Source organism: Arthrobacter sp. NPDC056493 (assembly GCF_042795115.1).
Classification (GTDB): domain Bacteria; phylum Actinomycetota; class Actinomycetes; order Actinomycetales; family Micrococcaceae; genus Arthrobacter.
Map to the genome: position 1 here is coordinate 1 of NZ_JBHTSL010000002.1, position 18438 is coordinate 18438.

Genomic DNA, 18438 nt, shown 5'->3' on the forward strand with positions numbered 1-18438 from the left:
GTGCCGCCCGAAAGGGCAGCGCCGGGCCGGAGCCATGTCCGAGGTTAGGACACGGGGTGGAAAGAGTGACGGTTGACACATGCAAAACGTTTTGTGTAGTCTCATTCACACCGAACCAAAACGTTTTGCAAAGGAAGTCGATGACGACGCGAGTAGGGATACGCGAAGTGGCCAAGGCCGCCGGAGTGTCAGTGACCACTGTGTCCCACGCCCTCAATGACGCCACCAGCTCCCGGGTCAAAGCGGAAACCCAGCAGCACGTCCGGGACGTGGCCAGGAACCTTGGCTACGCGCCCAACCGGCTGGCCAGCGGGCTGCGCAACCAGCGCTCCCAGATCCTGGGCCTGGTCAGCGACGAGATCACCACCACGCCGTTCGCCGGGGCCATGATCCGCGGAGCGCAGGACGCGGCCTACGAACGCGGCTACGTCGTCATGGTGGTGAACTCGGGCCTGGACAGCGAGCTCGAACACCGCGAAATCACCATGCTCCAGCAGCACCAGGTGGACGGCGTGGTGTACGCGCGGCTGTACCACCAGGGGGTCGAGTTGCCGCCGGCGCTTGCCGGGACCCCCACCGTGCTGCTGGACGCCGTCACCGGGGACCCCGCGGTGTCGTCCGTCGTCCCGAACGAGGTCGACGCCGCCGAAACCGCCGTCGAGGCGCTCATCAAGGCAGGCCACACACGGATCGGAATGATCAACAACGTTGACGACATTCCCGCAAAGCACGGCCGGCTGGAAGGATTCCACACCGCGCTTCGCCGCCACGGCATCGAGCACGATCCGCGGCACCTTGTCATCACCGTGCCGGAGACCTCCGGCGGCCGGGAGGCCGCGCTCGCCCTCCTCAGCCGGCCGGACAGGCCCACAGCACTCTTCTGCTTCAGTGACAGGGTGGCCATGGGTGCGTACCAGGCGGCCGCAGCGCTGGGACTGATTGTCCCGGACGATGTGTCGATCGTCGGCATCGACAACCTGGAGCTCATCGCGGGCTCGCTGTGGCCGGGGCTGACCACGGTGGCCCTGCCGCACTACGAGATGGGGCGATGGGCGGTCGACCGGGTTCTTGACGACATTGAGAACCCGGGCAGGCCGCCGGAACAGGTGCGGCTGGCCTGTCCCCTGATCGAACGGGGATCCGTGGGGCCGCCACCCCGAACCGGATCCTAGAGACCGGATCCTAGAGACCTGACCGCAGTCCAAGAGACGAACCACCAGCAGTCCACCCCGGGTGTCCGCCGGAAAAAGGGACGCAGCCGTTGCAGCGGCCGCGCCCCTTCCGGACCCCGGGCCAATCATCCACGCGCAAAATCAGCAGAAAGACTGGACCTTCATGAACAAGCGATTCACACGGATCCTGGCCACCAGCATAGCCGCGGCGGCACTCATGGGCAGCCTCGCCGCCTGCGGCAAGGGCAGTGCGTCCGCCACGTCCGAGGACGGCAAAGAGATCACCATGTGGACCCACAACGCGGGAAACCCCGACGAGCTGGCGGCCATCAAGTCCATCGTCGACAAGTACAACAAGAGCGGCTCAGCCAAGGCGCAGATCAAGGTGCAGGCGTTCCCGCAGGACTCCTACAACGATTCGGTGGTCTCGGCCGCCGCTGCCGGGAAGCTGCCGTGCATCGTGGACATCGACGGGCCCAACGTTCCCAACTGGGCGTGGGCCAAGTACCTGACCCCGCTGAAGCTCTCGGCCGACCTGTCCAAGAACCTCCCCAGCACCGTCGCCAAGTGGGAGGGCGAAACGTACGCGGTGGGCTACTATGACGTCGCCCTCGCCATGCTGGCCCGCACCTCGGACCTGAAGGCAGCCGGCGTCCGTGTGGCGGCGGTTGAGAAACCGTGGACCAAGGAGGAGTTCCAGGACGCCCTCACCAAGCTCAAGGCCCTGGGCAAGTGGCAGTATCCCCTCGACATGGGAACTGCCGGCACCGGGGAGTGGCTCCCCTACGCCTACTCGCCGCTGCTGCAGTCCTTCGGCGGGGACCTCGTCAACCGCGACGGCTTCCAGTCGGCGGACGGGGCCCTCAACGGAGACAAGGCCGTCGAGTGGGCCGCGTGGTTCCGCGGGCTCGCCGACCAGGGCTTCATGGCCAAGAAGAGCGGCAAGGATTCCACCCAGGACTTCCTGAACAACAAGAGCGGCATCGTCTACACCGGCTCCTGGGCCGCGGACAAGGCGCGCAAGGCGCTCGGCAAGGACCTCGCGGTCATGCCGTCCGTGGACCTCGGCAACGGCCCGAAGATCGGCGGTGCCTCGTGGCAGTGGGGCGTGACCAGCGGATGCAAGAACTCCGAGGCCGCGATGGACTACCTCTCCTACTCGCTGAAGCCGGAAAACATCGCCGCCGTGGCCAAGGCCACCGGAACCATCCCGGCCACCGATGAAGCCGCGGCCCTGATCCCCGCCTTCGCCGAGGGCGGCGAAAACCGGGTGTTCATGGACCTCTCCCGCCAGCAGGCTGTCATGCGCCCGGAAACGCCCGCCTACCCGTTCATCGCCACGGAGTACGGCAAGGCCGTCCAGGACATTCTGGCCGGCGCCGACGCCAAGACCGTCCTGGACAAGGCCGTCAAGGCGATTGACGCCAACATCAAGTCCAACGGCGGCTACAAGAACTAGCCAGCCGCCGGACGGGAGGACGACGGCGGGCGGCAACTGCCGCCGTCGTCCTCCACCCGGCACTGACTGTCAACGGAGACTCCCATGACAACCACCCAACTTCGCTCCCGTACCTCCGCCGTTCCGGCGCCGGGCGGAACCACCCCGGCGGCAGCCCGCCGCAAGCGCCCGGGCCGCCTGCGTGAACAGCTCAGCGGCTGGGGGATGATCGCACCGGCAGCGGTGCTCCTGCTCTCCTTCGTGTTCCTGCCCGCGATCCTCGGCTTCGGCCTGGCCTTCACGAACGCCCGCCTCATCTCCCCGCGGCCGGTGGAGTTCGTGGGAATGGACAACTTTGCCCGGCTGTTCGCAGATCCCACCTTCTGGCGGTCGCTCCTGAACGTCACGTACTTCGCCGTGGTGGTGGTGCCGGTGCAGTCCGGCCTTGCCCTGGCCATGGCGCTGCTGATCAACAAGAAATTCCGCGGCGTGAACTTCTTCCGCACCGTGTACTTCCTGCCCGTGGTCACGTCCATGGTGGTTGTGTCGCTGCTCTGGCTCTTCATGTACCGCAAGGACGGGCTGATCAACGAGCTGCTGTCCACGTTCAGTTTCGGCCTTATCCAGGGCGCGGACTGGCTGAACGATCCCGCCACCGCCATGCCGGCCATCATCGCGCTGTCCATCTGGCAGGCCGCCGGCTTCCACATGATCATTTGGCTGGCCGGGCTGCAGAGCATCTCCGGGGAGCTGTACGAGGCCGCGCAGCTGGACGGGGCCAGCCGCTGGCACCAGTTCCGGTACGTGACCTGGCCGGGCCTGAAGCACACGCGCACCCTGGTGCTGGTGACCATCACCATCCAGGCCCTCGGCCTCTTCGACCAGGTGAGCGTCATGACGCAGGGCGGTCCGCTCGACTCCACCACCACCATCATCTACGAGGCGGTCCGCTCCGGCTTCAAGCAGCAGGAGACCTCCTATGCTTCCGCCATCTCGCTCGTATTCTTCGTCCTGGTGCTGCTGGTCTCCGCGGTCCAGCGCTACCTGACCCGAGAGAAGGACTGACGTGAAAAACGTGCTCCGCCTCAATTCGATCGGCGCCACGGCCGTGCGCATCCTGTTCGCCGCCGTCGCTGCCTTCCCCATCGTGTTCATGCTCGTGTCCTCGCTCAAGCCGGACACCCAGATCTTCGGCGACATGTCCTCGGTGGCGGCCTTCCTTCCCATCGGCAACATCTCGCTGGACAACTACACTGCCGTCTTCGACCGGGTTCCGGCGGCCCGCTTCCTCATCAACTCCGTCGGCATCTCCGCCGTGACAGTGGTGCTGGGAATCTTCATCAACAGCCTGTGCGCCTTTGCGCTGTCCCGCATGCAGGTCCGCGGCAAGCGCGTGGTGTTCACCGCGATCCTGGCAACCCTCATCGTGCCGTTCCAGACGCTCGCGCTGCCCCTGGTGTGGTGGGTGAACCAGCTGCCGTACTTCGAACTCAACGGCTTCAGCCTGGAGATCTCGAAGGGCTGGCTGGACACCTACCAGGTGCAGATCATCCCGTTCATCGCCAACGCGTTCTCCATCTACCTGTACCACCAGTACTTCGAGTCCATCCCCAAGGAACTGGACGAGGCGGCCCGCATCGACGGCGCCGGCTGGTTCAAGATCTACCGCCAGGTGGTCATGCCGCTCGCCGGACCCGCCACGGCCACCGTCGCCATCCTGACCTTCCTGCCCGCCTGGAACTCCTACCTGTGGCCGCTCATGGTGGTCCAGTCCGAGGAGCTCCGGCCCGTGATGATCGGCATCCAGTACTTCTTCCAGCTGAACGTCTCCTGGGGCGAGGTCATGGCCTACGCCTCGCTGATCACGGTTCCCGTGGTGGTCCTCTTCATCGCGTTCCAGCGCTCCTTCATCAACAGCATCGCTTCCAGCGGTGTCCAAGGCTGACCCAACCCTCCTTTCCAGTTCGAAAGCGAACCATGACTTCCCTGAATGCAACGCCAGCGCTCGACTGCCGCTACCGGCCCAAATGGCACTACGCTGCCGGGCGCAACTGGCTCAACGACCCCAACGGGCTGGTGTACTCCAACGGCGTGTACCACCTCTTCTACCAGCACAACCCGCACGGCGACGTGTGGGGCAACATGTCCTGGGGCCACGCCACCTCGGCGGACCTCCTGACCTGGGACGAGCAGCCGGTGGCCATCCCGTGCGACGAGCAGGAGGCCATCTTCTCCGGCTCGGCCGTGGTGGACACCTGCAACACGAGCGGCTTCGGCGTCGGGGGAGTGCCGCCGCTGGTGGCGGTCTACACCAGTGCCTATTCCCCGGCCTCGCCGCTGGCGGGGCGGCAGGCGCAGTCGCTCGCGTACAGCACGGACGACGGCGCCACCTGGACCAAGTACGACGGGAACCCGGTGCTGGACCGGGCGTCCGCGAACTTCCGCGACCCCAAGGTCTTTTGGTACGACGGCGACGCCGGCAGCTATTGGGTGATGGCCGCCGTCGAGGCCGAGGACCGTGAAGTGGTCCTCTACAAATCCGCCGACCTTAAATCCTGGGAGTACCTGAGCTCCTTCGGTCCGGCCAATGCCACGGGCGGCGTGTGGGAATGCCCGGACCTGTTCGAGCTTCCGGTGGACGGCAATGCCGGCGACACCCGGTGGGTCCTCGTGGTCAACCTGAACCCCGGCGGGATCGCCGGCGGTTCGGCCGGCCAGTACTTCGTGGGAACGTTCGACGGCGTGACGTTCCGGTCCGAAAGCACCGTCACCGAGGGCATGCAGACGGACGACAGCCGGATGCCCGACTACGGGTGGCTCGACTGGGGCCGGGACTATTACGCTGCCGTCTCCTTCAGCAACGCTCCGGACGGGCGGCGTCTCATGATCGGCTGGATGAACAACTGGCAGTACGCCGCCTCGACGCCGTCCCAGGGCTGGCGCAGCGCCATGTCCCTGGTCCGCGAGGTCCGGCTGGAGGCCCGCGCCGGCCGCCCTGTGCTGGTCCAGGCGGCCGTGGACCCGTTCGAAGCTTCCGGGACGGAGTTGTTCGCCGCGGGCCCGGAACAGCTCGCGGACGGGGTGCGCTGGCTGCCCGCCGCCACCGGGGATGTGCTCCGTATCGACGCGGAGTTTCAGCCGGGCGCCTCCGGCAGGGTGGGGCTGGTGCTCCGTGCCGGCGAGGTGGACGGCGTGCAGGAGCGGACCGTGCTGGCCTACGATTCCGCGTCCGGATGTTCCGCGTCCGGCGAGCTCAGCCTGGACCGGACGGCATCCGGAGACGTGGGGTTCCACCCGGACTTCCTGTCCGTGGAGCGCGTGGCTGTTCCGCTGGACGGGGGCAGGCTGCGGCTCAGGATCTTCCTCGACCGGTGTTCCGTGGAGGTTTTCGCCCAGGACGGCCTGGTGACCCTCACGGACCAGATCTTCCCCGCGGAGTCCAGCACCGCCGTCGGACTGCTGGCCGAAGGCGACGGCGCCACCCTGGTGAGCCTCAGCGTCACCGGCTAGCTCCTGCAGACTAAAGCAACAAATCATCCTCGCGGGCCCTGACCGCCTTGAGGCGCTCCCCAATAGGCGCCTCAAGGCGGAGTGTCACATCCGCTGCCGTGCAGCGATACGTAGCCTTTGCGCGTCTGGATTTCCACGTCCGGATGGGCTGCGGCCCACGCCAGGAGGGTGTTGGCGATGGGCCGCAGGTTCGGGTGTTCTCTGCTCCGACGGCTGTGCCGGCGCCTCCGGAGAGGCACCGGCACAGACCTGCAGGCCTTACTTCATCATCGTCCCGTCGGGTCCCACGAGGTACCAGACGTTGCCGACGCCCTGGCCGGTGATGTCGCCGGGGGCCTTGTCCTTCTGCCACAGGTAAACGGGCATGCCATTGACGGTCACCTGCTTCTTGCCGTCAGGGGTATCAATGGTGCCGACCGTTCCCGTTACACCCTCGACCTTGGGGGTGCCCGTGGCAGCAATCACCGGAGGCCACTTCACGAGGCAGTCGCCCAGGCAGTTGCTCTTGCCTGAGTCCTTGACGTCCTTCGTGAAGTAGTAGACGCTCATGCCTTTGCCGTCCACCACGATGTCACCCTTGCTGGACGACGCGGTCTTGAGGTCCACTGTGGCGCCGTCGCTGGAGGCCGATGCGCTGGCGGTGGTCGCCGGTGACTCACTGGCCGGGGCTGCCGCCGAAGTGGTGGTGGTTGTGCCGGATCCGCCGCCACAGGCCGTCAGTGAGGCGGCAAGGGCCATAACTGCGAGGCCAACGCTCAGGTGCTTCTTCATGTGCTGCTCCTTGGCTCGGGCCGGCAGACTGAGGGACCGGCGCTATTTGGAATGACGCACAAAGGTGAAGAATGGTTCAAAGAATCTGACGCTGACCGGAATTGAACTTATCGCCGGCTGCCGACGTCGTATTTGCCAGGAAGGCCGGCCTGCTCGGGACGGCTTCACAGGTCATTGCAGGGAGGCCGAAGGTGCCGCTGGATGAGGATTTGGTTGCAGCGATCTACCGCGAGCACGGAACGGCACTCCGCCGGTTCGTGCTCAGTGCTTCCCGTGACCCGCACCTTGCCGACGATATTGTCCAGGAAACAGTGCTTCGTGTGTGGCAGCAGGCGCCCAAGGTCACGGGCAGCATGCGCAGCTACCTGTTCCGGACCGCCCGGAACATCATGATCGACAACTACCGGAAAGCCCAGCGGCGGCCGCTGGAAGCCGAGGACCGTGACGTTGCGGACCCGGAGGAGGCCACCGGACGGGTTGACGATCTTCTGAACAAGGTACTGATGGAGGAAGCGCTGCTGCGGCTGAGTTCGGAGCACCGTGATGTGCTGGTGGCATTGCACTATCGGCGGTTCACGGTAGGCGAGGCGGCGGTGCAGTTGAACATTCCGAGCGGAACGGTGAAATCCAGGGCTTTCTACGCGGTGAAGGCCCTGCGGACAATACTGGATGAAATGGGTGTGGAACGGTGAACGGCAAGGAAGTCCATGAGTTGCTGGGGGCATACCTGCTGGGAGGGCTCGACGACGCTGACACGCTGCGCTTCGAGGAGCACCTCAAGCAGTGCGGCGCGTGCCGCAGTGAACTGTCGGACCTCGAATCCCTGCCGGGACTGCTGGATGCCGTGCCGGTCCCGGACGCCGTGGCGCTCGCGGTCCCGGCGGCCCGCCGGCCCGGAGCAGAATCCGCGTCAGCCGACCTGGCCCCCGTCCCCCAGCCTGTTCTGGACGAACTGGCGGCCCGCCGTCGTAATTCCCGACGGCGGCTGACAGCCCTTGTGGGGGTGGTGGCGGCGGCCTGCCTGGCCCTGGGATTTGCCGCGGCGCCACTCTTTGATCCCGCCGACAAGCCCGACGCCAGCTACTCGGTCAAGGCCGACACCGGCATGCAGGTCACGGTGGGCATGGTCAAGAAAACCTGGGGCACCGAACTGGCAGTCGACGGGCGGAGCCTGCCCCAGAACGGACGGCTTTCGCTGTGGGTGAAGGACCGCGCCGGGGTCGAGGACCGGGCCTGCGCGTGGATGGCGACACCGAGCGGAAGGGTCCGGGTTACCAGCGCCACGCCGCTGCCGTACACGAGCATCGCGAGCGTGGAAGTGCGCAATGACCGGCAGCAGACCATCGCCGTGATTGCCGTGCCGGGCACCTGAACCGTTCTGAAGGACTCACATTCTGGCTGAAGGACTCACATTCTGGCGAGCCGGGCCCGTACCACCATGTAAACCCCGTAGCAGATAAGCCCGGCGCCCACCGCGGCCAGCACGTACACTCCGTAGGGCTGTTCCCGCAGGGCGCGGAGCCCGCCGTCCAGACCTGTGGACTGCTCTGGGTGGGCGGTGACCGTGGCGATGACCACCAGCAGGCCCGTCACGAAGAGCGCAACGCCCTTGGCCACATAGCCCACCACGCCAAGGACGGTGACGGCCTTGCGTCCGCCGGGCGAAGCCGGCAGGTTGATGTGTTTTTCAAAAGACTTTTTGAAGCCGCGGACCGCGTAGATGATGCCAACGACCGCCACTGCAGCCCCGATAAGTACCAGAAGCAGCACGCCGCCCGGCGACTTCATGAGGTTGACCGTGAGGTCGCTGGCTGATTCCCGGTTGTCCTTGCCGGCACCGCGCGCGAACGCGGCCAGTGTGAATGCCAGCCCGGTGTACACGGCGGCCTGTGCTCCAGCCTGCAGCTTTTTGCCGGCCTTGTGCTTTGTGGGCAACCGCTCGAAGTCGAAGATCGCATCACCGGCCTGCCACAGAGCAAGGGCTATGCATGCGGCGAAACTGCACCACAGCAGCACCGGGCCGGCCGGTTGGCTGGCCAGTTCGGCGACGGCGCCGCTCACATCCGCGCGGCCGCCGCGGCCCCGGGCGAGTCCGAAGGCGATGACGCCGACCAGGATATGGAGGACGCCACTTACGGCAAATCCGGCGCGTGCCAGCATTTCGAGGGGCTTGGAGTTCGAGACTTCCTCGGCCTTGCCGGCTGCGCTTCTCAGTTCTCTTTTGATGATCGTTCCTCCGCGCCGGCACACCCGTGCAGCTGCTGTGGCACACCGCCACACGCTTATCGTGTCACGCCCGGGCGCCGGGGAACAGATGCCCGGGACGCCCTTGACCCCGGCGGTCAGGTAGCGCTAAACCCGGCGGTAGCAGAGGTCGAAAATCATCCGGCCGGCTTCGTGCGCCTTGTTCTCGAAGCTGGTGCGGATGCGGCCCTCGAAGCGGGGAGCCCAGCCGCCCCTTTCGTCGATGCCCTCGTTGGGTCCCGTGTGTTCCGTGCTCACGGGAGCCCGTCCCTCCTTGACCGGCGCGCCGCCCACCAGCGATTCGACGCCGGTCTGCCACACGTGCGTGAGGGGACTCTCGGGGCCGCTGCGTTCACCGTTGTGAAGGTTTTCGAACGCCTCAGACCCGGCCAGTACGTCGCGGACATGCACGGCGTAGTTGGACCAGTCCGTGGCGATGCGCCAGAGGCCGCCCGGCTTCAGCGCCTTCGCAGCGAGCTCGGCGAATTCGGGCTGGATCAGGCGGCGCTTGTGGTGCCGGGACTTGTGCCAGGGGTCCGGGAAGAAGACCCAGAGTTCGCTGACCGAGCCGGGCGGCAGCATGGTGGCCAGGACCTCGGGGGCGTTTGCCTCCACCACGCGCACGTTGGTGAGGCCGCGGCTGTTGATCTTGATCATGGTGTTGGCCAGTCCGGGAGTGTAGACCTCCACTGCGAGGAAGTCCTTGTCCGGGTTTTCCTCCGCGGCGTGGCAGACGGCGTCGCCCAGACCCGAGCCGATCTCGACAATCAGCGGCGCCTGACGCCCGAACTCGGCTTCGGCGTCGAAGGAGTAGTCGGGGTGGACCGATGTGTTGGCCACGTGGCGGGGCACATCGATGGCCCAGCGGCCGGAGTGCTCCTCCCACGCCGCCTGGCGGCGCCCCTGCAGCCGGGTTCCGCGGCGGACGAAGCTGACCGGCCGTCCGCCGTAGGTTCCATAGGACGCCTGGCTTCCCGGTGTGACCGGCCTGGGCTGGTCCGGATTTGCCGGCGGCTGCGGGGATTCGGGAGATTCGCTCATCCCCTCCAGAATACCGGCGGTTTTCGGAGGACCCGACCCGTTCTCATGCGGCACGCGCGGGCGTAAGGTGTTGCTATTCCACCGGCCGCCCGGGCGAAACGCCTACGGGCCGCCCTCGTCCCTCGGGACATTTTCCCGCCGCGATGGCGGATGAACGCATGAGAACGCAGATTCAGGAAACGCCATGGAACCATCTGCATTGCGCTCCGATCCCGTGAAGTCCCCGGGCAGCATCGCCATCCTCGGGGCGGGTCCGGCAGGGCTGGTACTAGCAATTGCCCTTGCCCGGCGCGGGCTGTCCGCCACTGTCATCGAGCGCGACATCCCCCCGGACATTGCACCGCGGTTCAACCCGGACCGTTCCTACACCATCGACATCTCGGGCCATGGGCTCAAGGCGCTCCGCCACATCGACGCTGTGACCGAGTTCGACCGCCGGATGTTCCGGTTCAAGGGGCTCAAGATCCCGGGCCGAGGAACGGAGGAGTGGACCTTGCCCGGATGGACCGGATCGCGGGGCGACATCCTCCGGGCACTCAGCTGGGTCCTGGGCCAGTACACGGACAGGGTGGCATTGGAGTTCGAAACCAACGTGGAAAGCGTCGACCCGGTCAGCGGGTCACTGACCTCCCGACAGAGATCCGGGGAAGCGAACGTCAGAAGTTTCGACTTGCTCGTGGGCGCGGATGGGGCGGGATCCGCCGTGCGGTCGGCGCTGCAGGCCCGGATTCCCGGATTTTCGGTTACGTCCAAGTCTTTTCCCAACTACTGCACGATGATTGAGCTCGATAACGTCGGTGACCGGCTGGACAGGCATTATCTCCACGGACTCTCAACCCGGCCGTTCTGCGTGGCCGGTGCAATCAGGGGGGACGACGGGCAGGACTCGGCCAGGTGGTTCTGCGCCATCGGCACCAAGGACCGGATCGGGTTTTCCGGCACCGGCGAAGCCCGGAAGTTCCTGCAGGACAGGTGCCCCCGGGTTCTGGAATTCGCCGGCGACGAACAGGTAGAAGCCTTCGCCGGCCGGACCTGTTACCACATAGGACGCAGCCTGAACTGTTCCCAGCTCCATGGCGGAAAAGCGGTCTTGATCGGGGACGCCGCCGCGCCCTATCCGCCCATCGGACAAGGGGTTAACGGGGCCATGGAGTCAGCCATGGTCCTTGACCAGTGCATCCAGGATGCCGGGAGTTCACCTGACCGCTTGCCGCGGGCGGCCGAAAAATACACGGAGCGGTGGAAGCCGGAAGCAGACGCGGTGTCCTGGATCAGTGAGCGAAGCCTCTTCGAAAACCGGTTTCACACGGTCCGCGCGCTGGCCACGTCAATGTTGGGCATGAGCATCTTCGAGCAGGCCAAAAGCGCGGAAGTGCCGTACTCCCAAGTCCGGCGCCGGGCCGAACGGCTGTGGCCGCTCTGGGCCCGCTGACCACGTGCCGACCAGACTATTGGCGGCCAGGTCCCGGAGAAACCGTGCTTTATCCGTATGTGTGGATAACCCGCGAGGCCAATTCCGCCGGCTCGACGACGACGCTGGCCCACGCGGTGCTCCTGTAAGAATGGGCGGGTGATCGATGCCCAGAATTCCGGCAACCACGGCGGCAGGCCTCAGCGCCCCGCCGTTAAGGCGGACACGCTCGTGGACGCAGAGGCCGACGACGTTCCCGCCGCCGGGCCCACGCAAGTAGGCAGCCGCCGTGCCCTGGCCTACCTGGGACTGTGCCTGGTCCTGATCGGGCTGAACCTCAGGACTGTGTTCTCCAGTTTTTCGGCGGTTCTTCCCGAGGTAACCTCAGACGCCGGCCTGCCCGGCTGGGCGGTGGTGGTGCTGACCACGGTCCCGGTCACCCTGCTCGGCGTGTTTGCGCCGCTGGCCCCGGTCCTGGCCCGGAGGTTCGGCGCGGAACGGGTCCTGCTCGGAGCGATGGCGGTCCTGACGGCCGGTCTGCTCCTGCGGCCGGCCGGGATCCCGGGCGCCGGGCACCTGCCCGCGCTGTTCGCCGGGACAGCCGCGTGCGGAGCCGCCATTGCGCTGTGCAACGTGCTGCTGCCAGGGCTGGTGAAGCGGGACTTTCCGCACCGGCTCGGCCTGATGGGCGGCCTGTACACCACGGCCATCTGCGCGTCCGCCGCCCTGGGCGCAGGCTTCACTTACCCCGTTTTCACCGCTACCGGACAGTGGACCTCGGCGCTGTGGTTCTGGGCGGTGCCACCCGCCGTCGTACTTTTGCTCTTCCTGCCGGTGGCGGGACGGCAGCGGCACGGGCACCAGACAGCGGTGCGGGAGGGCGTGAACGTGTGGCGCTCGGCAGTGGCGTGGCAGGTCACGGTCTTCATGGTGCTGCAGGCGATGATGTCCTTCAGCGTCTTCGCCTGGCTCGCACCGATCCTGCGCGAACGCGGCGTGGACGGTGGAACGGCCGGGCTGATTGTGTCGGTGTCCATCGTGCTGCAGATGCTCGGCTCGCTCTTCGCCCCGGCACTCGCTGCCCGGCTGCGCGACCAGCGGGTGATCAACACCGTGGTGGCACTCATGACCGGCGGCGGCTTTGCCCTGAGCATCTTCGGCCCGCTGGAGCTGGTCTGGGTGTGGACCGGCATGCTGGGGCTGGGCCAGGGAAGCCTCACCGCCGTCGCCCTGACCATGATCATGCTCCGCACCCGGGACGGGCACACCGCAGCCCACCTCTCCGGCATGATGCAGGGGGTGGGCTACGGGCTCGGCTCCACCGGCACGCTGCTGGTGGGCCAGCTGCACCAGGGCACCGGCTCGTTTGCGGCGGCGGGGCTCCTGTTCCTGGTGGTGGGAGCGCTGGCCGCGGTGTTCGGCTACCGGGCGGGGCGGGACAGGTTCATCGGCGCTAGTGGGCCCATGTAAGTAGCAGCAGAGGGCGTTCCCAGCGCTGGGAACGCTCTCTGCTGCTACCTGGTTGGGATTGCTAGTGCGTCAGGTCCTTGCCCTTGGTCTCGGGGATGGTGAAGATGAAGGCCACACTGACGGCCAGCAGAACCACGGCGTAAACGTTGAACAGGTTGGGCATCTGGACGGTGGTGCCCAGCCACTGCTGCAGGTAGGGTGCGGTCCCGCCGAAGATTGCCACGCAGATGGAGTACGGCACGCCCACGCCCACGGTGCGGATGCTCGTGGGGAACAGCTCGGCGTACACGGCAGGAACGATGGCGGCGCTCGCGGCGATGAAGATGAGCATCACGGACATGCTCACGGCCAGCTGCCAGGCGGAATCCTTCAGCAGCCACGTCATGGGAAAGTGCATCACAGCGGAGCCGATCGCGCCGGCCCACAGCACCTTCTTGCGTCCGATCCGGTCGGACAGCTTGCCCCAGACCGGAAGCGCGGCAATGAAGACGATGTTGCCGATGACGCCGGCCCAGAGGGCCTCGCCGCGGTCGATCTTCAGCGCAGTGGTCGCGTAGCTGGGTGCCACGACGCCCCAGATGTAGTAGATGACGGTGAGGCCAACGGTCAGGCCGATCACCTGCACGGCCTGCTTGCGGTACCGGACAATCTGCGGCCAGAGCGGGGCGCGCTTCTCCGTGGCGGTCTCGCCCTCAAACACGTCGGTCTCGTGCAGCCGGGACCGCATGATCAGTGCGTACAGGCCCATCGCGGCCCCGATGAGGAACGGGATGCGCCAGCCCCAGGCGTTCATGACCTCGGTGGTCAGCGCCATGTTCAGCACCGCGCCCAGCAGGGTGCCAAAGAGGATGCCGACGGTCCCGGACGTGTAGATCAGCGTGGCCCAGAAACCACGGTGTTCCCGGGGCGCCATCTCGGAAAGATACGTTTGCGACGACGGCAGCTCGCCGCCGTGCGCCAGGCCCTGTACCAGCCGGGCCACCAGCAGCATCAGGGATGCGAAGGCCCCGACGCTGGCGAACGTGGGGGCGATGCCGATCATGAGGCTGCCCAGGGACGCCAGGCCGACGGCGAGCGTCATGGACGCCTTGCGCCCCACCCGGTCACCGATCCAGCCGAACAGGAAGCCGCCGAAGGGACGGGCAACGAAGCCGACGGCGAAGATCGCCAGCGTGGACAGCACGGCTGAGGCGGGGTCGGACTTGCTGAACAGCTGGCTGGCGATGAAGGGCGTGAAGGTGGCGTAGATGGCCCAGTCGTACCATTCGACGGCGTTTCCGATGCCGGTGCCGATGATGGTCTTTCGGGTCGAGATCCGGCCCTCGCGCTGGGCGTTGATGATGGCGGTCATGGTTGTCTCCCTGGGATGGGCGGGCTAGAGGGCCGGAACGGAAGCGGGGACCCGGGCGCCGGCGGCGGCCAGGGTCTCCAGGCGGCTGATGGCGAGCTCCGCGTAGAGCGCGGCCCCGTCGGCCAGCACGCCGTCGTCGAACGTGGCGTACGGCGAGTGGTTGAACGGTGAGGTGGCGTGGTCCGCTTCCTGCGGCACGGCGCTCAGCCCGACAAACGTGCCGGGCACCTCGGCCAGGACCCGGGAGAAGTCCTCGGAGCCGCTGAGCGGCGTGGCCCAGCGCGAGAGCCTCGAGTCGCCGAACAGTTCGGTGATGACCCTTTCCGCGGTGTGCGTCTCGTCCTGGTCGGTGATGGTGAGGGGGTATTCCTGCTGGTAGTCCACGTCGACCTCGAGGCCATGCGCGGCAGCGATGCCCTTGAGCAGGCGCGGGACGGCGTCCATCATCCGCCGCCGGTTTTCCTCGGAGAACGTGCGGATGGTGGCCTCGATGCGGGCGGTTTCCGGGATGACGTTTCGCTTGGTGCCCGCGTGGAGCACCCCGACGGAGAGGACCACGGGATCGAACATGTTGAACTGCCGCGTGACCATCACCTGCAGGGCCGTGACCATCTCGGCTGCGGCCGTCACGGGATCCTTGGCCGAGTGCGGGGCGGAACCGTGGCCGCCGGCGCCGAGCACGGTGACCACCAGGCCGTCGGAGGCGCTGAGCATCACGCCGGGCTTGGTGCAGAACGTTCCGTGCGGCTCGAGGGAGGAGAAGACGTGCATGCCGTAGGCCGCGTCCACGCGCCGGCCGGGGGCATCCAGCACACCTTCGCGGATCATGTAGCTGGCTCCGTCAAAGCCTTCCTCGCCGGGCTGGAACATCAGGACGACGTCGCCCGCCAGCCGGTGCCGGCGCTCGGCAAGGAGGGTGGCCGCGCCGGTGAGCATCGAGGTGTGGAGGTCGTGGCCGCAGGCGTGCATCGCGCCGTCGATGGTGGAGGTGTAGTCGACGCCGGTCTTCTCCTGGACCGGAAGCCCGTCCATGTCCGCGCGGAGCAGCACGGCAGGCGGCAGCACGGCGGGCGCGGTACCTGTAGTCCCGGCGGAAGCACCGCCGCCGGAAGCACCGCCGTCGTAAGCCCCGCCGCGCAAAACGGCGGTGACCGACGTCGTCTGCTTGCCCAAGGTGATTTCGTACGGCAGGCCCGCCAGGGCCTTCAGGACCTTTTCCTGGGTGCGCGGCAGCTGCAGTCCGATTTCGGGCTCCCGGTGCAGATCGTGGCGGAACCTGGCAAGGTCTTCCTGCATCTGGCGGGCGTCTGCGGCAATCGGCACGTGTTCTCCTCGTTGGTGGTCCGGTGCTGTGGGTCTATTCTGGAGTGGTCTGTTTCACATTCGGCCCAAGTGCTGGAAAAATGCAAAAGCCCGGGTCGATATGCAGGATTCGTGCATGGCTGTACGGAAGGGGAGGCCGCTGGACGTCACGGAGGAGGACCTCGCGCTGATCAACGCCCTGCAGATCGCACCCCGGCTGAGCTGGGCAGACGCCGCGGAGGTGCTCGGCGTGCACGCCACCACCCTGGCCGCGCGGTGGGATCGGCTCACCGCCTCAGGCGCCGCCTGGGTCACGGCGCACCCGATGGGGGACCCGCAGAAGATGTGCCTCGCCTTCGTTGACGTCGAGTGCGAGCTGCACCGCCGGGCGGAGGTTACCCAGGCACTGGCGGCGGTGCCGGAGATCGTCACCGTGGAGGAGGCAGCGAGCAACCGGGACCTGATGCTGACGGTCATTACCGGCTCCCTGCAGCACTTCACCGCCGTGGTCTCGCAGCTGCATGCCATCGAGGGGCTGGTCAAATACCAGACCGCACTGGCCACGCGGCTGCACACCGGCGCCTATGCCTGGCGCATCAACGTCCTCAACCGCAGCCAGCTCCAGGCGCTCCGGGCCCTGGCCGGACCGGAGGCGGCAGGGTCAGCCCCCTCGGCGTCGGTGCGGGAGCCGCTGCCCGCCAGCCATCTGCCGATCCTGCCGTTCCTCTCGAAGGACGGCCGGGCGACAGCGGCGGACATCGCCAGGGCGCTGGACCGGCATCCGGCCACCGTGCAGCGCCAGCTGAACAGGGTGCTCGCCAGCGGAGTCCTCTCCTTCCGCTGCGAGATTGCACAGAGGTATTCGGGCTTCCCGGTGACCTGCCACTGGTTCGCCAACGTCCCGCCCGGCCAGCATGAAGCGGCGGCCGAGGAGCTCCGCAGCTTCCGGAACGTGCGGCTGAGCGCCTCGACCACCGGGCGCACCAACTTCGTCATCATCATGTGGCTGCAGTCGCTTGCCGATGTCATGACCGCGGAACTGGCCCTCCAGCAGCGCATCCCGGGCATCGAACTGGTGGAGAGCGTGGTCATGCTGAGGACAGTCAAGCGGGTGGGCTGGATGCTCAATCCCGATTCGACGGCCAGCGGTGACGTTGTCGCCGTGACCACCGGTGCCCCCGAGCTGGTGGGCTGACCATGCGCGAATCTGCCCTGTCCGCCCCGACCGGCGCCGGAATCCTGCAGCGGCCCTACCTGCTGGTGACGGTGGGCGCCTGTGCCCTGGTGTTCCTCGCCGCCTTCGAGTCCCTTGCCGTCACCACCGTCATGCCCGTGGTGAGCCGGGACCTCGGCGGAGCTGGCCTGTACGCGCTCGCCTTCGCGGGGCCGCTGGCAACCGGCGTGATCGGCATGGTGGGCGCCGGGAACTGGTCTGACCGGCGCGGGCCCGTCGGCCCGCTGCTCGCCTCCGTCGCTGTCTTCGCGCTGGGCCTGCTGGTGGCGGGCACGGCCGGCACCATGTGGGCGGTGGTGGCGGGCCGGCTGGTGCAGGGGCTGGGCGGCGGCGCCATGACGGTGGCGCTGTACGTGGTGGTGGCGCGGGTCTATCCGGCCGTCCTGCACCCCAGGATCTTCGCAGCCTTCTCCGCCGCGTGGGTGATCCCGTCCCTCGTCGGCCCGTTCGCCGCCGGGCTCGTGGCGCAGCTGGCGAGCTGGCACTGGGTGTTTCTCGGCGTGGTCGTGCTGGTGCTCCCGGCCCTGGCGATGCTGTTTCCGGCGCTGCGTGGCGTGCGGTCCGGCACCGCGAACGGTGCCCCGGACGGGAACGGTGCCGCGGACGCGAACGGGAGCGACTCCGTTGACGGGACAGGACCCGATCCGGCGGGCGCCCGGGCGCCCTGGGCGCCGGAACGGCTCGCCTGGGCGGCTTTGGCCGCCCTGGCGGTGCTTGGCCTGAACCTGTCCTCCGGACTTCCGGCGGCCGGACCGCTCCTGGCGGGGGCCGCCGTCGTCATTGCACTGCTGGCCGTCAGGCCGCTGGTGCCGCGCGGCACCCTCACCGCCAGGCGCGGCCTGCCCAGCGTGATCCTGATCCGAGGGCTGGTTGCGGCCGGTTTCTTCGGCGCCGAGGTCTACCTGCCGTACCTGCTCGTGGAGCGCTACGCGTTCTCGCCCACGTTCGCGGGCCTCACGCTGACCGGCGGTGCCCTCGCGTGGGCGGCGGCGTCGGGCGTCCAGAGCAGGCTGGGCGGGAGGCTGGGCAGCCCGGTCGCAGTGCGGATCGGTTCGGTGCTGGTGCTGCTGGCGATTGCCCTGGCCCTGCTGACCACGGCGCTTGGCTGGCCGGCCGCCGTCGCGATTGCCGGCTGGATCCTCGCCGGCGGCGGCATGGGCCTTGCATATCCGCGGCTGAGCGTGATGACGCTGGCGCTTTCCACGCCGGACACCGAGGGCTTCAACAGCTCGGCAATGTCCATTTCAGATTCCCTGGGCGGTGCCCTCGCGCTCGCCGCCACGGGAATCGTGTTCACCGCGTTTACGACGACGGCGGCCTCCTTTGCCGGCGTGTTCGTGCTGACCGCGGTGATCGCCGCAGCCGCGGTCGCCATAGCGCCCCGTGTCACCCACTGACGGAGTTTTTGTCCACGTATTGCCCGCAGAAAAACCCCCAAAGTGGGATTTATTGGGAAAAAAATTAAATTAAAAGCGGGTGGTTGAGGGGGGGTAC

16 protein-coding genes are annotated in these 18438 nt (G+C 67.3%); 11 read left to right on the forward strand and 5 right to left on the reverse strand.

All coding sequences use genetic code 11. From position 1 onward, the window contains the following. Nucleotides 1-140: 140 nt before the first annotated feature. The 5 genes from ACFQ50_RS00940 to ACFQ50_RS00960 all read left to right on the forward strand — a co-directional run bounded on the left by ACFQ50_RS00940 (nucleotide 141) and on the right by ACFQ50_RS00960 (nucleotide 6120). Nucleotides 141-1172, forward strand: a complete 1032-nt coding sequence (locus ACFQ50_RS00940; RefSeq protein ID WP_377993652.1) for a LacI family DNA-binding transcriptional regulator — start codon at nucleotides 141-143, stop codon at nucleotides 1170-1172. 163 nt (nucleotides 1173-1335) lie between these two features. Further along, entirely contained in the window at nucleotides 1336-2631 is a 1296-nt protein-coding gene (locus ACFQ50_RS00945; protein WP_377993653.1) for an extracellular solute-binding protein, read from the forward strand. Between the two features lie 84 nt (nucleotides 2632-2715). After that, nucleotides 2716-3675 carry a carbohydrate ABC transporter permease gene (locus ACFQ50_RS00950; RefSeq protein ID WP_377993654.1) on the forward strand — a complete coding sequence of 320 codons (960 nt, stop codon included), beginning with the start codon at nucleotides 2716-2718 and terminating at the stop codon, nucleotides 3673-3675. 1 nt (nucleotide 3676) lies between these two features. Then, the gene (locus ACFQ50_RS00955; RefSeq protein WP_377993655.1) at nucleotides 3677-4555 is read left to right on the forward strand and encodes a carbohydrate ABC transporter permease; all 879 of its coding nucleotides are present in this window, start codon (nucleotides 3677-3679) and stop codon (nucleotides 4553-4555) included. A 32-nt stretch (nucleotides 4556-4587) separates the two neighbouring features. Next, entirely contained in the window at nucleotides 4588-6120 is a 1533-nt protein-coding gene (locus tag ACFQ50_RS00960) for a glycoside hydrolase family 32 protein (protein WP_377993656.1), read from the forward strand. Nucleotides 6121-6378: 258 nt separating this feature from the next. Here ACFQ50_RS00960 and ACFQ50_RS00965 read toward each other — a convergent pair whose 3' ends face one another. Further along, a complete protein-coding gene (locus tag ACFQ50_RS00965) occupies nucleotides 6379-6891 on the reverse strand; it encodes a hypothetical protein (protein WP_377993657.1) in 513 nt (170 codons plus the stop codon). 191 nt (nucleotides 6892-7082) lie between these two features. On the opposite strand from ACFQ50_RS00965, the gene ACFQ50_RS00970 reads away from it, so the two are divergent. Together ACFQ50_RS00970 and ACFQ50_RS00975 are read left to right on the forward strand one after the other, a co-directional pair. Continuing rightward, nucleotides 7083-7583: a sigma-70 family RNA polymerase sigma factor gene (locus ACFQ50_RS00970; RefSeq protein WP_377993788.1), complete on the forward strand. Its 501-nt coding sequence runs from the start codon at nucleotides 7083-7085 to the stop codon at nucleotides 7581-7583. Next, on the forward strand, nucleotides 7580-8263 hold the full coding sequence (locus ACFQ50_RS00975; protein ID WP_377993658.1) for a zf-HC2 domain-containing protein: 684 nt from the start codon (nucleotides 7580-7582) through the stop codon (nucleotides 8261-8263). The genes ACFQ50_RS00970 and ACFQ50_RS00975 overlap by 4 nt, the downstream gene beginning before the upstream one ends. 35 nt (nucleotides 8264-8298) lie before the next feature. Here ACFQ50_RS00975 and ACFQ50_RS00980 read toward each other — a convergent pair whose 3' ends face one another. Both ACFQ50_RS00980 and trmB read right to left on the reverse strand, forming a co-directional pair. Next, entirely contained in the window at nucleotides 8299-9051 is a 753-nt protein-coding gene (locus ACFQ50_RS00980) for a DUF1206 domain-containing protein (RefSeq protein ID WP_377993659.1), read from the reverse strand. Nucleotides 9052-9243: 192 nt separating this feature from the next. Then, a complete protein-coding gene (trmB, locus tag ACFQ50_RS00985; protein WP_377993660.1) occupies nucleotides 9244-10176 on the reverse strand; it encodes a tRNA (guanosine(46)-N7)-methyltransferase TrmB in 933 nt (310 codons plus the stop codon). A 184-nt stretch (nucleotides 10177-10360) separates the two neighbouring features. Here trmB and ACFQ50_RS00990 point away from each other — a divergent pair, with 184 nt between their 5' ends. After that, the gene (locus ACFQ50_RS00990; protein WP_377993661.1) at nucleotides 10361-11608 is read left to right on the forward strand and encodes an FAD-dependent oxidoreductase; all 1248 of its coding nucleotides are present in this window, start codon (nucleotides 10361-10363) and stop codon (nucleotides 11606-11608) included. Nucleotides 11609-11746: 138 nt separating this feature from the next. Next, nucleotides 11747-13057 carry a CynX/NimT family MFS transporter gene (locus tag ACFQ50_RS00995; RefSeq protein ID WP_377993662.1) on the forward strand — a complete coding sequence of 437 codons (1311 nt, stop codon included), beginning with the start codon at nucleotides 11747-11749 and terminating at the stop codon, nucleotides 13055-13057. 61 nt (nucleotides 13058-13118) lie between these two features. Here ACFQ50_RS00995 and ACFQ50_RS01000 read toward each other — a convergent pair whose 3' ends face one another. Together ACFQ50_RS01000 and ACFQ50_RS01005 are read right to left on the reverse strand one after the other, a co-directional pair. Continuing rightward, nucleotides 13119-14408 carry an MFS transporter gene (locus ACFQ50_RS01000; RefSeq protein ID WP_377993663.1) on the reverse strand — a complete coding sequence of 430 codons (1290 nt, stop codon included), beginning with the start codon at nucleotides 14406-14408 and terminating at the stop codon, nucleotides 13119-13121. 24 nt (nucleotides 14409-14432) lie between these two features. Next, nucleotides 14433-15731 carry a M20 family metallopeptidase gene (locus ACFQ50_RS01005; protein ID WP_377993664.1) on the reverse strand — a complete coding sequence of 433 codons (1299 nt, stop codon included), beginning with the start codon at nucleotides 15729-15731 and terminating at the stop codon, nucleotides 14433-14435. A 115-nt stretch (nucleotides 15732-15846) separates the two neighbouring features. On the opposite strand from ACFQ50_RS01005, the gene ACFQ50_RS01010 reads away from it, so the two are divergent. Then, nucleotides 15847-16905: an Lrp/AsnC family transcriptional regulator gene (locus ACFQ50_RS01010; RefSeq protein ID WP_377993665.1), complete on the forward strand. Its 1059-nt coding sequence runs from the start codon at nucleotides 15847-15849 to the stop codon at nucleotides 16903-16905. 2 nt (nucleotides 16906-16907) lie between these two features. Beyond that, nucleotides 16908-18341 (forward strand): MFS transporter, encoded by a 1434-nt coding sequence (locus ACFQ50_RS01015; RefSeq protein ID WP_377993666.1) that lies wholly within the window; start codon nucleotides 16908-16910, stop codon nucleotides 18339-18341. Nucleotides 18342-18438 lie beyond the last annotated feature (97 nt).

Excerpts from the sequence above, each read along its gene's own strand:
- ACFQ50_RS00940 (WP_377993652.1), top strand. The coding sequence starts at position 141 with ATGACGACGCGAGTAGGGATACGCGAAGTGGCCAAGGCCGCCGGAGTG.
- ACFQ50_RS00945 (WP_377993653.1), top strand. The coding sequence starts at position 1,336 with ATGAACAAGCGATTCACACGGATCCTGGCCACCAGCATAGCCGCGGCG.
- ACFQ50_RS00950 (WP_377993654.1), top strand. The coding sequence starts at position 2,716 with ATGACAACCACCCAACTTCGCTCCCGTACCTCCGCCGTTCCGGCGCCG.
- ACFQ50_RS00960 (WP_377993656.1), top strand. The coding sequence starts at position 4,588 with ATGACTTCCCTGAATGCAACGCCAGCGCTCGACTGCCGCTACCGGCCC.
- ACFQ50_RS00965 (WP_377993657.1), bottom strand. The coding sequence starts at position 6,891 with ATGAAGAAGCACCTGAGCGTTGGCCTCGCAGTTATGGCCCTTGCCGCC.
- ACFQ50_RS00980 (WP_377993659.1), bottom strand. The coding sequence starts at position 9,051 with ATGCTGGCACGCGCCGGATTTGCCGTAAGTGGCGTCCTCCATATCCTG.
- trmB (WP_377993660.1), bottom strand. The coding sequence starts at position 10,176 with ATGAGCGAATCTCCCGAATCCCCGCAGCCGCCGGCAAATCCGGACCAG.
- ACFQ50_RS00990 (WP_377993661.1), top strand. The coding sequence starts at position 10,361 with ATGGAACCATCTGCATTGCGCTCCGATCCCGTGAAGTCCCCGGGCAGC.
- ACFQ50_RS01000 (WP_377993663.1), bottom strand. The coding sequence starts at position 14,408 with ATGACCGCCATCATCAACGCCCAGCGCGAGGGCCGGATCTCGACCCGA.
- ACFQ50_RS01010 (WP_377993665.1), top strand. The coding sequence starts at position 15,847 with ATGGCTGTACGGAAGGGGAGGCCGCTGGACGTCACGGAGGAGGACCTC.
- ACFQ50_RS01015 (WP_377993666.1), top strand. The coding sequence starts at position 16,908 with ATGCGCGAATCTGCCCTGTCCGCCCCGACCGGCGCCGGAATCCTGCAG.